The 12,392-nt window shown below is 53.5% G+C and carries 11 protein-coding genes; 9 read left to right on the top strand and 2 right to left on the bottom strand.

What is annotated here, in order from left to right; genetic code table 11:
- Positions 1 to 117 precede the first annotated feature (117 nt).
- From hisS to J3P34_RS20445, 6 genes are all read left to right on the top strand, one after another.
- Complete coding sequence (hisS, locus tag J3P34_RS20470; protein ID WP_210490488.1) at positions 118 to 1,500, top strand: histidine--tRNA ligase; 1,383 nt, start codon at positions 118 to 120, stop codon at positions 1,498 to 1,500.
- Positions 1,500 to 3,005, top strand: coding sequence for a histidine ammonia-lyase (gene hutH, locus J3P34_RS20465; RefSeq protein WP_210490487.1), 1,506 nt, complete (start codon positions 1,500 to 1,502; stop codon positions 3,003 to 3,005). The genes hisS and hutH overlap by 1 nt, the downstream gene beginning before the upstream one ends.
- Complete coding sequence (locus J3P34_RS22400; protein WP_210490486.1) at positions 3,002 to 4,651, top strand: T9SS type B sorting domain-containing protein; 1,650 nt, start codon at positions 3,002 to 3,004, stop codon at positions 4,649 to 4,651. Before hutH ends, J3P34_RS22400 begins: the two co-directional genes overlap by 4 nt.
- A gap of 159 nt (positions 4,652 to 4,810) precedes the next feature.
- Positions 4,811 to 5,899 carry an acyltransferase family protein gene (locus tag J3P34_RS20455; RefSeq protein ID WP_210490485.1) on the top strand — a complete coding sequence of 363 codons (1,089 nt, stop codon included), beginning with the start codon at positions 4,811 to 4,813 and terminating at the stop codon, positions 5,897 to 5,899.
- Between the two features lie 230 nt (positions 5,900 to 6,129).
- On the top strand, positions 6,130 to 6,465 hold the full coding sequence (locus J3P34_RS20450) for a YbaB/EbfC family nucleoid-associated protein (RefSeq protein WP_210464526.1): 336 nt from the start codon (positions 6,130 to 6,132) through the stop codon (positions 6,463 to 6,465).
- Positions 6,455 to 7,507, top strand: a complete 1,053-nt coding sequence (locus tag J3P34_RS20445) for a glycosyltransferase family 2 protein (protein WP_246853824.1) — start codon at positions 6,455 to 6,457, stop codon at positions 7,505 to 7,507. Before J3P34_RS20450 ends, J3P34_RS20445 begins: the two co-directional genes overlap by 11 nt.
- Here J3P34_RS20445 and J3P34_RS20440 read toward each other — a convergent pair.
- The gene (locus J3P34_RS20440) at positions 7,472 to 7,690 is read right to left on the bottom strand and encodes a PspC domain-containing protein (protein ID WP_210464525.1); all 219 of its coding nucleotides are present in this window, start codon (positions 7,688 to 7,690) and stop codon (positions 7,472 to 7,474) included. The two genes, J3P34_RS20445 and J3P34_RS20440, sit on opposite strands and share 36 nt — an antisense overlap.
- A gap of 130 nt (positions 7,691 to 7,820) precedes the next feature.
- Here J3P34_RS20440 and J3P34_RS20435 point away from each other — a divergent pair, with 130 nt between their 5' ends.
- The 3 genes from J3P34_RS20435 (at position 7,821) to J3P34_RS20425 (ending at position 11,251) form a co-directional block, all read left to right on the top strand.
- A complete protein-coding gene (locus tag J3P34_RS20435) occupies positions 7,821 to 9,602 on the top strand; it encodes a tetratricopeptide repeat protein (RefSeq protein ID WP_210490484.1) in 1,782 nt (593 codons plus the stop codon).
- Between the two features lie 141 nt (positions 9,603 to 9,743).
- Positions 9,744 to 10,727 (top strand): pyruvate dehydrogenase complex E1 component subunit beta, encoded by a 984-nt coding sequence (locus tag J3P34_RS20430; RefSeq protein ID WP_210490483.1) that lies wholly within the window; start codon positions 9,744 to 9,746, stop codon positions 10,725 to 10,727.
- A 104-nt stretch (positions 10,728 to 10,831) separates the two neighbouring features.
- On the top strand, positions 10,832 to 11,251 hold the full coding sequence (locus tag J3P34_RS20425; RefSeq protein ID WP_210490481.1) for a hypothetical protein: 420 nt from the start codon (positions 10,832 to 10,834) through the stop codon (positions 11,249 to 11,251).
- A 104-nt stretch (positions 11,252 to 11,355) separates the two neighbouring features.
- On the opposite strand, the gene J3P34_RS20420 is transcribed toward J3P34_RS20425, so the two are convergent.
- Positions 11,356 to 12,072, bottom strand: coding sequence for a class I SAM-dependent methyltransferase (locus J3P34_RS20420; RefSeq protein ID WP_210490480.1), 717 nt, complete (start codon positions 12,070 to 12,072; stop codon positions 11,356 to 11,358).
- Positions 12,073 to 12,392 lie beyond the last annotated feature (320 nt).

Raw genomic sequence — 12,392 nt, 5'->3', positions numbered from 1 at the left:
AAGCATGATTTCAGGAAAACAGCCCTGAAACGAGGCTTGCGTTCCATGAGGTTACCGGCCCAACTGGCCTGAATCATGTATGAATTTGCTATCTTCGCAGCATTAGCAAAATCATCCATGAGCCAAGACAAACCTTCTATCCCTAAGGGCACCCGCGATTTTGGGCCCGCCACGGTGGTGAAACGCAACTATATCTTCTCCGTCATCAAGCGTACCTTCGAGAAATTCGGGTTTCTTCCCCTGGAGACGCCCGCCATGGAAAACCTGAGTGTGCTTACCGGCAAGTACGGCGATGAGGGAGACCAGCTTATTTTCAAGATCCTCAACTCCGGTGATTTCCTGAGCAAGGTATCTGCCCAGGACCTGGAGCAAGGCTACAAGCCGCTTACCCGCAAAGTTTCTGAGAAGGCGCTGCGCTATGACCTTACCGTGCCCTTCGCCCGTTACGTGGTCATGAACCGCAACGACATCGCTTTCCCGTTCAAGCGTTACCAGATCCAGCCGGTGTGGCGCGCCGACCGTCCGCAGCGGGGCCGCTACCGCGAGTTCTACCAGTGCGATGCCGATGTGGTAGGCACTAACTCGCTCCTCTGCGAAGCCGAGATCATCCTCATGATAGACGAGGTCCTGAGCAACCTGGGCCTGGACGATTTCACCATCAAGTTCAACCACCGCGGACTGCTCGCCGGTATTGCTGAGGGCATCGGAGCCCACGGCCGCGAAACAGATCTTTGTGTAGCCATCGACAAGCTGGACAAGATTGGTCAGGAGGCCGTGAACGAGGAACTGCGCCAAAAGAATTTCTCCCAGGAATCCGTGGAGAAACTTGGGCCAATCCTCAACCTCACCGGCGATATTGCTGATTTGCTCCCGCAGCTGGACATCTTGCTGCAAGACTCAGAAGAAGGGAAACGCGGCTTGCGTGACATCCGCAGCATGCTGTCGTTTTTGGACAGTTTTACCGTAAACAAGGCTAAAATACAGCTGGACGTGACGCTGGCCCGAGGTCTCTCCTACTACACCGGCTGTATCTTTGAGGTGAAGGTGAACAACGTGCAGATGGGCAGCATTAGCGGCGGCGGCCGTTACGACAACCTAACGGGCATGTTCGGGTTGCCGGGCGTGTCAGGCGTGGGATTCTCCTTCGGAGTAGACCGCATCTTTGACGTGCTGGAGGAACTCAGCCTGTTCCCGCAGGAAAGCCAAACCATTACGCAGCTGCTCATCGTGAACTTTGACGAGGCCTCCATGCGCTACTCCCTGCCCGTGCTGCAGACGCTGCGGGCGGCAGGTATCTCGGCGGAACTGTACCCTGAATCGGCGAAGCTGAAGAAGCAGATGGGCTACGCCGATCAGAAAAAGATCCCTTACGTGCTGCTGGTAGGCTCTGAGGAGATGGAAAGCGGCCTTTTGAACCTGCGTAACATGCGCACCGGCTCCCAGGAAAAACTCCCGCTCCAGGATATATTGACCACCCTGCAAAACAACTCCGCTAAATAATGGCCGAACAGCACCTGGTTTCCCTGGCCCCGCTCTCGCTCAGAGAGATCAAGGGCATTCTGCAAAGCAGAGCCACGCTGGCCCTGTCTGAGGAAGTGGAGGGGCGAATTGACGCCAGCCATGCCTACCTGCACCAGCACCTGACCTCGGCGCAAAAACCGGAGTACGGCATTAACACAGGCTTTGGCGCGCTCTGCAACACCACCATCTCCCCCGGTAACTTGGAAACCCTCCAGCGGAACTTGGTCATGTCGCACGCCTGCGGCACCGGCGAGGAGATTCCGGCGGAAATAGTGAAACTGATGCTGTTTTTGAAGGTGCAATCCCTAAGTTACGGGTACAGCGGGGTGCAGTTGAGCACGGTACGGCGCTTGTTGGCTTTCTTCAACCGAGAGGTCTACCCCATTGTCTACCAACAGGGTTCATTAGGCGCAAGCGGCGATCTGGCGCCCCTGGCCCACCTTTGCCTGCCCTTGATGGGCCTGGGCGAGGTGCGGTTCCAGGAGTTCAAGCTTAAGGGCCACGAGATTTTGGATATCTTCAGTTGGGAACCCATCCGGCTGCAGGCTAAGGAAGGATTGGCGCTCTTGAACGGCACCCAGATGATGACTGCATACGGAACCATTATCTGCCTCAAGGCCCGCCAGATCTCAGCGGCCGCCGATGTGCTGGCCGCGCTTTCCCTGGAGGCCTTTGACGGATTGGCTTCCCCTTTCCTGCCCCAGATCCACAACGTGAGACCCCACGGCGGGCAAAGGAAGACCGCCGCCCGCATCCTGCAGCTTTTGACCGGCAGTGAATTGCAGCAAAAGGAAAAACCGCAGGTGCAGGACCCTTACTCTTTCCGGTGCGTGCCGCAGGTGCACGGCGCCAGCCTTGATGCCCTGGAATACGCCGAAAAGGTTTTCACCACTGAGGTAAACTCAGTCACGGACAATCCCAACATTTTTCCCGAGGAAGACCTGATTCTTTCCGGCGGCAACTTCCACGGACAGCCTTTGGCCCTGGCACTGGACTTCCTGAGCATCGCCCTGGCGGAGTGGGGCAGTATCTCGGAGCGGCGCACGTTCCAGTTGATCTCAGGGCAGCGGGGCTTGCCGCAGTTCCTCATTCAGGAGCCGGGCCTCAACTCAGGGTTCATGATTCCGCAATACTCCGCCGCCTCCATCGTTAGCCAAAATAAGCAGCTGTGCACCCCGGCCAGCGTGGATTCCATTGTGTCGTCAAACGGACAGGAAGACCACGTGAGTATGGGTGCCAACGCGGCCACCAAGGCTTACCAGGTGGTGCTGAACGTGGAGCGGATTCTAGCCATTGAGCTGTTGGCCGCCGTACAGGCGCTGGAATTCAGAAGGCCGCTGCGTACCTCTCCCGCTTTGGAGAAAGTGGTGGATGCCTTTAGATCGCAGGTGCCTCCGCTGGAGCAAGACCGCGTTTTACAGCCAGATATTGAAAAAAGCATCAAATTTATCCAAGACTTCCCCTTTGAGGAATTGATAGCGTGAGAAAACGGTTTGCACTTCTGCTTTTTTGGCTGGGGATTTCCCTTGGGGCCTGGGCACAACAGGCGCCCTGTTTCCTCGCCTACAACCAGCAGAACCAACCCGTAGAGACCTTCTGCGTGGGTGAAACCGTCACCTTCAAAGACAACTCGGGCCAGACCACCGTCACAGAATACTATGACTTTGATGACCGAGACGGACTCGATTTCTCCGCCAAACAGATCTCCCACACCTTCACCACCCCCGGCCGTTTTGTGGTCACCCAGCTTAAAGGGGTAGGCAATTTCTGCCCGCGCACCTTTGACGTGAAAGCCGCCGCCCCGGCCACACCCCCGGTTTTGCAGAAGCTGACCTTGCAGAGCGCAGGGGTGCAGATCCAATTGCAGACCTCCGGGGTCAATGATCTGGTTTTGGAAAAAGCGACTTCCGCAGGCGGACCATTTACGGCCATAGAAACCCTCTCCAGCGTTGCTGCGGGCCAAAGTCAGCACACTATTAATTTGAACCCTACCACCGGTTGTTACCGGGTGCGCGTGACCAATATCTGCTCTGGCCGCGAAGACATCGTGTCTAACACGGTTTGTTCCCAAACGGTGAGCGTGTCGGCAGGTGATCGGCAGAATGTGCTTTCCTGGTCGGCCAACTCTAGCCCGGGCTCTGTGGTCAATTACCAATTACTCCGGGGCGGTCAGCCTTACCAGAATCTATTGGGTTCGCAGACTTCTTTCACCGATAGCCAGGTAGCCTGCGGCCGGAAGTACACCTACCAGTTGATCTCGCTTCTGCAAAACGGATCCCAAAGCGCCTCCCAACCAATTGAAGTAGAAACCATCGGCACTACCCCTCCTGCTCCGGCGCTTCTGATTGCCAGTTTTGACCTCCAGAATAGAGTCAACCTTGAAACGGTTGTTCCAGCGGAGGAAACCTTTAAAGAGCAATCGGTTTACAGGAGCCAAGGCAGTGGCGGTTTCAGCCTAATTGGGGAAAAACAGCCCAAAAACACCCTGGATGCCTCGCCTGGCAACCTGGCGGCTCCCTTGTGCTACCAGATTGCCTACCTTGATTCCTGCAACGTTTCGTCGCGCCAAAGCAACAGCGCCTGCCCGGCTGTATTAACGGCAACCCTGCAGGCAGAGGGAGGCGTTCAACTCAACTGGAGTTCCTACCAGGGCTTCCCGTCAGGTATTGGAAGTCAGACGCTGCAACTTCTGGATGACCAGGGGCAGGTGTACTGGAGCATTCCTGTCTCGGGGCAGAGTTACCTGGATTCAAAACCGCAGGAGAAATTTCAGCGGCTCACCTACCGCCTGTTGACCACCGCCCAGAACGCCCCTTACCAGAGTTTCTCTAACACCGCCGTCATAGACCAGGCTTTCCAGTTCCACTTCCCTACTGCTTTCACACCCAACAACGATGGCCTGAACGATATCTTCCGCCCGGTAGGCACGCCTTTCGCCTCCAGGTTCACGCTGCAGGTCCTTAACCGCTGGGGCCAGATCATCTTTGAGAGCAAAGACCCCAAAACCGGTTGGAACGGCACCCATGCGGGCAAACCCTCCCCTCCCGAGGCTTATATCTATCGGCTGGAAGCCGTGGACGTCAATGGCAAGAAAATCACCCAGAAAGGAACGGTTACTTTAATCAGGTAAGCGGTTAAGGGCAGGTTTTATAAATCCGTGCTGAAAATCCTCAGGGTTTTAATTACAACTTCCTGACAGGAGTTTTTTAACTAATTAGAAAAAGCCTATATTAGGTTTATCACCTTCTATTATTACAATATTTAAGCTGCTCCCCAACCAAGAATCGCCTTGAAAAGTATAGATACAGACACGCCCTCCCTAAGCCAGCCATTCGCCCAAGCATCTTCCTCCAGATTAGAATTCCTTGATTTTCTACGTTGCATAGCCGCCTCTGCGGTGATGCTGCAGCATGCCCTTGAAAGCAAATCGCCCGCCTTTGCAGAATTCTGTACAGATTACTTTCAATTCGGGTTGTTTGGCGTAACTCTTTTTTTCCTGACCAGCGGTTTCATTATCCCGGTCTCTATTGAAAAAGCCAATTCCATCAAATCCTTTTGGATTAGCCGCATTTACCGGTTGTTCCCGCTTTATCTGGTCAGCATTCTGGTGACATTGTTGCTCGTCTACCTGGGCTCTATGGAAGGAACCTCACCTACTGCGGCCAGCCTGCTGGCCAATGCCGTGATGCTGGCTAAGTTCTTAGGGCAACCTTTGATTCAGGGATTGTATTGGACCCTTAATCTGGAGATGGTTTTCTACCTGCTGGTGACCGGATTGTTTCTGGTGGGGCTGCTTAAGAAAAGTGCTTTGTTGGCTCTGGGCGCCCTGGCCTCGGCCCTACTGGTTGGGGTGGTAGGAACGCAGGTGCTGCACCTGTTTGAAAGCGGCTGGGGTTTGTGTTTCCAGTTGGCGACCATGTTTGTGGGCACCGTCTATTTCCGGTATATGGGTGGTCAGGCCTCGGCTAAAACGTGGGCTTTCATCTTTGTCGCCGCCCTGGGCGTACTATTCACCATCACCTATTTTAACCTGTTCCACCAGGACGTACCCGAAGCGCTGGGCACCCGAAGTTTCTGGCCTGTTACCAATGCTTTCCTGGCGGCCTATCTCCTATTTACGTCCTGCTTTTTGCTGAGAGGCGGGTCCTACCCGGCTTCCTTTCTCTTTCTGGGGCGCATCAGTTATTCGCTTTACCTGGTGCAGGCAACGGTGCTGCCCCTGGTATTGCCTCACCTGGAGAATGTGCTTTTTTCAACCCTGGTTGGACTGGGCACCACGGTACTGGTCTCTTATTTCACCTACACTTATATTGAAAAGCCTTTTATCCATTTGGGCCGTAAAGTTGTCCGCAGAATCAGGGTATCTGTACCGCAGTAACCGCTTACCTCCTGGCCGTTGCAAAAAGCATGGCCTTTTCTCAGGTCTGTTGTAGAAGATATCATTTCCGCTTTTAAAGTCTTTTGCCAGAATCGGGGTGAAAACAGATGGATGCCGGGGTGTTTCCATTCCCCTAAATCCATTAATTTTGACCCGGGAATAGCGGCAGCAAGTATCTTCTGCCTTTGTTTACCCGTTATGCTCTATAGAACTTACTAAAAGAGAAGATTATGTTTGACATGTTCGGGATGATGAATAAGGTGAAGGAGATGCAGGCCAAGATGAAAGAGGCCCAGGATAATCTCAAGCACATAAGGGTGTCTGCTGAGGCCGGCGGCGGCATGGTGAAAGCCACTGCCAGCGGGGACCGGCGGTTACTGAAGGTGGAGTTTGACGAGACCCTTATGAACCCCAACGACAAAGAAATGCTCGCTGATCTGGTGGTAGCCGCGGTTAACAAAGCCCTGGACGAGGCCGGCGAGCGCGCCAAAGAGGAAATCAAAAAGAACACCGAAGGCATGCTGCCCAACATCCCGGGTTTAGATCTGAGCAACTTTGGATTATAGTACGCCCACCGTGGCGGTGGTCATCCTCAACTGGAACGGCCGCCGTTGGTTAGAACAGTTTTTACCCTCGGTGCTGCAGTACAGCGCCGGGGCCCAAATAGTGGTGGCCGACAACGCCTCTGCAGATGATTCCCTTCCATTTCTCCGGCAGCACTACCCGCAGGTAAGAACCATTGCCCTGCCTGAAAACTACGGCTTCTGCGAAGGCTACAACCAGGCCCTTCGCCAAGTAGAGGCCACGTATTACGTACTCCTCAATTCAGACGTGGAGGTAACGGCCAATTGGCTCCAGCCCATGGTGGAGCTGTTGGAGAAGCATCCGCAGATAGCGGCCTGCCAACCTAAGATCAAATCTTTCCATCAACGCACTCATTTTGAGTACGCCGGTGCTGCGGGCGGATTCATGGATGCCTACGGGTACCCATTTTGCCGGGGCCGCCTGTTTGACACCCTGGAAGAAGACCGTGGCCAGTACGATGACGTGCGCCCGGTGTTCTGGGCTACCGGTGCCTGTCTGTTCATCAGGTCAAGCGCCTATTGGCAAGCCGGCGGCCTGGAGAAAAGGTTCTTTGCGCACATGGAGGAGATTGACCTTTGCTGGCGATTGCAGAACCTGGGTTATCAGATCTATTACCAGGGCCACAGCACCGTCTACCACGTGGGCGGCGGCACCCTTCCCAAATCAAACCCAAGAAAGACTTTCCTCAATTTCAGGAACGGGGCAGCGTTGCTCTATAAAAACCTGGCTGAGGAAGAACTTAACAGAATCCTGTATACCCGTTTGGTGCTGGATGGCGTAGCGGCGGCCCAGTTTCTACTGAAAGGACAATTAAAGGAGGTGCAGGCCATCTATAAAGCCCACCGCAGTTTCTTCTCTAAAATGAAGTTCTGGAAAGAGAAAAGAAAGGAAAACCCAGTGCATAAAACCACGGCACAGCTTACCGGCTGGAGCCAGAAGAGCGTGGTTTGGCAGTATTTTGTGAAAGGGAAAAAGGAATTCAGGGAATTAAACGTCCCAAACGGTGCTACGCTCCCGGCGTAAGTGCTTGCGTACGTTAAGCCAGAAAGCCATGATCAGGTACACCAGGACAGGCGAGCCGAACGTTAGGAAAGAGAGGTAAATGAAATACAGCCTGATGCTGCTGGTAGCGAAGCCTAACTTTTCCCCTACTTTGGTGCAAACTCCAAAGGCTTGGCTTTCCAGGAAATACTGAATATTTTTCATGGTGTGAAAAGTTAAACTCCTAAGATAATAAATTTACAATTTCTACCGTAACTTTCCCATTGCTAAGGATTCAATTTTGAGTCTAATAACGTTTCTATACGTTTCTTGTTGTAGTTAAGATATGCCTTTCGTGAATCCCCGTATAAATTCCTTTCTCAGTCTTTTCCTTTTACTGCTTCTTTTTACCGGCTGTACCCTTTCCAGATTCGCCAAGAAGGTGGAGAAAGGCCAGACCATTACCGCCCAGCCCAGTGTGCTCATGGTGCGCGGAAACCAGGTTCCGGTAGAGGTGCAGGCGCAATTACCCAAAAACCTGCTGAGAGATGATTACCGCTACGGCATCAGGGTGTTCTACAAAGCCGAGAAAGGCGTAGAGGAGCACGTGGGCTCTTTAGGATTCGATTTCGGGAACTACAATTTCGTGGATGGCAAACCCACCATGGGCAGCTCTTTTGCCTTCCCGTATACGCCGTCCAAAATAAGGGGCCAACTCATGGCCCAGGGCGTGGTCACAGATCCCAAAGGACGCAAGCGATTCACCAAATCCAAGGTACTGGCCGAGGGCATCATCACCACGCCGCAATTGATCCAGACCGTGCATGCACCGGCCTACGTACCAGAGAATTTCAAGAACGAGGCCCCTGGTCCGCTGAAGTTCCCCATCTATTTTGACCAGGGCCTGGCCACCTTGCGCCACGGGTACGGCACCAACCTGCAGTTATTGGAGGATTTCATCAAAACGAACCAGAAAACCCAGAAGATAGAAATCCTGGCCATGCACTCCCCCGATCAGATGGAGACCACCACCCGCAACCTGGCTTCCCGCAGAGCCGTGGCCGTGGAGCGGTTCATCAAACAAAAAATTGAGACCGAGGTTTATAACAACACCGTAGCAGACATCAAATTCAACTTACGCACGCTGCAAAAAAACTGGGCCGCGTTTTTGGGCCGCGTGCAGAACTCGGCCATGCCCGAGGAGCAGGTGCAGCAGATTCTGGACATCGTGAACGGCCCCGGTTCCTTTGAGGAAAAAGAGGAAAAACTGCAGGCGCTCTCCTCCTATGACTACCTGGAGACGTACGTGTACCCCGTGCTGCGCTACGCCGAGGTGACCATTGATTACCAGCCTAACCTGCGCCGCGACTACGAGATCTACCTTCTGGCCAAGAAAATAGTGGAGAACCGCGCCAACGCAGATGCCCTCTCCGCCGACGAGATGCAGTACGCCGCCACCCTCACGCCTTTGCTCGCCGAGAAAAAGAAAATCTATGAGTCTGCGGTGGAGACCTACATGAACTGGCAGTCTCTGAACAACCTGGGCATGGTGTTCTATGAGCAGGCGCAGAAGGAGATGCGACCCAAAGTAAAACAGAATTTATTAGCCAACGCCATTCTGAACCTGCGTTACGCCGCCCACCGCAAACCAGACGCCCAGCAGTTCTATAACCTGGCCGTGGCCCACCACCAGCACGGCGATGTACTGGAGGCCCTCCAAAGCTATGATTACGCCATTCGGTTGGGTGGTCCGCTGCCCGTGCTGCAGCAGGTCTTTACCGACAAAGCCGCCCTGGAACTGAGCGTGGGCCAGTACGATGATGCTGTGCGCAGCCTTTCCTACGCCGGCAAAGGCTACGCCGCCCAGTTCAACATGACCCTCCTCTACTTCCTGAAAGAAAACTACGAGGGCGCCGCCGAACTGGGAGAGAAACTGCTAGTGGAGTATCCGCAGGATGCCAATACTCATTACCTCATGGCCGTGATAGGGGCCCGCAGCCAGAAGGAGGACCTGATGGCCCAGCACCTGAAACTGGCCGTGAAAGCCAAACCCGCGCTGGCCGGCAAAGCCATAGATGACCTGGAGTTCAAACAGTACCACAAATCGGCGGCTTTCGCTGAGGCCCTGAGACCATAGAACCCAATTTAGGCCTGTTTTGAGAAAATGAGGCCCAAAACGGAAACCTTGTTGTAACTTGCCGCCCAAGACAGATGCGTTTTTTTATTTGTGCGGCATGTCTTAATTTTACCCCTTAGATAGACGTAGATAAATCTTACTATGCGAACCATACAATTCAGAGAGGCATTGCGTGAGGCAATGAGCGAAGAAATGCGCCGCGACCCAAAGGTGTTCCTGATGGGCGAGGAAGTTGCCGAGTACAATGGTGCCTACAAAGTGAGCCAGGGCATGCTGGACGAATTTGGACCTGAGCGCGTGATTGACACCCCTATTGCCGAGCTGGGCTTTGCCGGTATCGGGGTAGGTGCCGCCATGAACGGACTCCGTCCCATCATTGAGTTCATGACCTTCAACTTCTCTCTCGTAGCCATTGACCAGGTGATCAACTCGGCCGCCAAAATCATGTCTATGTCTGGCGGACAGTACTCTGCCCCTATGGTGTTCAGAGGGCCAACCGGTAACGCCGGTATGCTGTCTTCGCAGCACTCGCAGAACTTTGAGAACTGGTACGCCAACACCCCAGGCCTGAAAGTAGTGGTTCCTTCTAACCCCTATGACGCCAAAGGTCTCCTGAAGTCTGCCATCCGCGACAACGATCCGGTGATCTTCATGGAATCTGAGTTGATGTACGGCGACAAAGGCGAAGTTCCGGAGGAAGAATACCTCATTCCAATCGGCGTAGCCGATATCAAGCGCCCAGGCAAAGACGTAACCATTGTGTCCTTCGGGAAAATGGTGAAGCTGGTGCTGCAGGCCGCCGAGGAACTGGCCAAAGAAGGCGTGGATGCTGAGGTGATTGACCTGCGTTCCGTTCGCCCGATTGACTACAAAGCCATCCTTGAGTCTGTAAAGAAAACCAACCGCCTGGTGGTGGTGGAAGAAGCATGGCCGCTGGCCTCTATCTCTTCTGAGATCGCTTTCCACGTACAGCACAACGCTTTTGATTACCTTGATGCCCCGGTGAAACGCGTAACCGCCCGCGACGTTCCGTTGCCTTACGCGCCAACCCTCATTGAGGCTTCTCTGCCCAACGTGAAGCGCGTGATCCAAGCCGTGAAAGACGTGACTTACGCCAAAGCGTAAATCTTGACACAATAAACCGCAAGAGCCGACCTTTATAGAAATGGTCGGCTCTTGCTTTTATTGGCGTCTTGTGCCTGATTTGCCTAAAAGAGCCCTTAAACAGGATGATTCAAAATAGATTAACAGCCTTTTTAGCCTCCGCGGTTCTGCTCCTGGGAACGGTGGCCGCTTGTACCGAGACTTCCCAGCTGGAGGAAGTAGTGAAACCCGTACCCGTTGAGAAAACTGATGGGTTCCCCCGGGTGCCGGTGAAAGTAGATACGGTTCTCACCCTTAGAGTGCTTTACCGCCCGGAAAACGGCTGCGGCCGTTACTCCAGGGTAGACTCTGTAAAAACCACCCAGCAAACCGACATCCAGATCTTCGCGGCCTATCCTATTGAGGAACAGAACGCCGTCTGCGCCGATGTGTCTAACCTGAATTCCTTTACGTTCCGGTTCAGGACCACCACACCGGGCGTGCACCGTTTCAGGTTCTGGCAAGCCGACAACAAGTATCTCCTGGATTCTGTGGTGGTGAAATAGAAGGTCAGGTCAGAAACTCACATAAAACCTGGGCCTCCGTTTCAGCGCTGTTTTTCATAAAACACGGCTAAAGCGGAGGCCCAGGTTTTTTCTTTATCCGGGGTTTAAACCAAGGTGAGGCGGGCAATGAAATGGTCATCTTCTTCCTGCAGGAGCAGTTCGGCGGTGAAGCCGGCTTCCTGGGCGTATTCCTGCAGAAGGTCAAAGCTGATAAAAAGCCAGGGGAAAGGCTCAGTGCGCTCCTGCCCAAATTCCATCATGTAAGTGAGTTCCCCGTAATAAGCGCCGTTCAGATCAAGCAGCACAGATCCGTCTTCCTCCTCATACAGGTACAGGATATCCGATGATTCTAGCAGAATCTGTCCACCGGGCGCGAGCCACTTTTTGCAGGTGTCCAGGAAATGCGGTAAGCCTTCTAGCGTACCAGCTATACCAACGCCGTTCATGAGCAGCAGCAGCGTATCATGGGGCGTGGGAGGCAAAGTGAAGAAATCGCCATGGAGTACGTTCTTTACGCCTCGGGCTTTCTGCACTTCTGCGGCCCTGGCCGATATCTCCAACGCCGTTACCTCCAGGCCTTTTTCTTGCAAGGCCAATGCATGCGAACCAGCCCCTGCCCCTACGTCCAGCACCTTACCGCAAGCTTCGGAGAGCGCGAACTGCTCCCGCTCCGGCATCTCTGCGAACTCCCGGAAAAGATAGGCGGCGGGTAGTTCATCGGCTTCCATCTGGTCAGAGTATACCGTGACCGCCGCGTCTTTTCTGCCTTCCCAATATGCCTTGATGGCCCCTCCTATAGGATCTGGTGTGTCTAACTCCATAATGTAAATCTAAAAACCAAAATTACACATTCTGCCCCAGCTAACGGTAGGTTTTGTACCAGAAGCCCGCCAGCAGCCCTGCAGTCTGGTAAACACATGACTTTAACGAGGATTATACCCCATTCACCGAAAATTGGCAAGGGAAGGATATAAATTCAAGAATTTGAAATCTATTTCCCTTAGGAGCACCTATGCGCTGCAGAGGAATAAACCTTATGTAAAGTTGGGGGCCAAAATCTCCAATTTGTACCATAAAATTTCCCCTTACACTTCTTCCATGGAGGAGTAAGGAAAGACAAACAGAAAAGGCCGGAGAAAAA

The sequence above is a fragment of the Rufibacter aurantiacus genome, assembly GCF_017916345.1.
Lineage (GTDB): Bacteria > Bacteroidota > Bacteroidia > Cytophagales > Hymenobacteraceae > Nibribacter > Nibribacter roseolus.
The sequence above is the reverse complement of the archived record's forward strand: the minus strand, read 5'-3'. Positions and strand labels throughout refer to the sequence as shown.